The sequence below is a fragment of the Aphanothece stagnina RSMan2012 genome (assembly GCF_046764815.1).
Taxonomy (GTDB): Bacteria; Cyanobacteriota; Cyanobacteriia; order PCC-6307; family Cyanobiaceae; genus NIES-981.
On record NZ_JBKOUC010000118.1, the window covers coordinates 1 to 407 of the forward strand.

1 pseudogene is annotated in these 407 nt (G+C 48.2%); it reads left to right on the forward strand.

The annotated features are described in order from the left end of the window. Positions 1-407: pseudogene (locus tag ACLNEE_RS17015) on the forward strand (hypothetical protein); the annotation flags it as partial.

The window sequence follows — 407 nt, forward strand, 5'->3', positions numbered from 1 at the left end:
GCAAACGGTTATTGCTAAAAATCAAATAACCCTAGACCAAATTAAAATTAACTTAGGACTGCTACAGCAGCAGCAAAATCAGATGGACCAAGCCCTAGACACTTGGCGATCGGTATTAACCCATGGCCAGTCCAATGGGCAGAAAATCGCTGCAGTGCTCATTGCCCTGGGGCAAGGTGAAACCATTTCCCCTGATGCGGAAAAGATTATTGATACTCAGTTAAAAGGATGGTTTCGGTGGCAAGCGTTGGCCGAGCTTTATCGTCGCCAAGGCAATGTCCAAGCCCCCGATCAGGTTTGTCAAACCCCCGCCTGTGTTGATTTAGAAGCAGAAGTGGAAAGGGCAAGTCAACAGGCCTTGGTAAAATTGGCCCTACTCAACAGTTTGCCTCTGTTGGGTGGTGGTG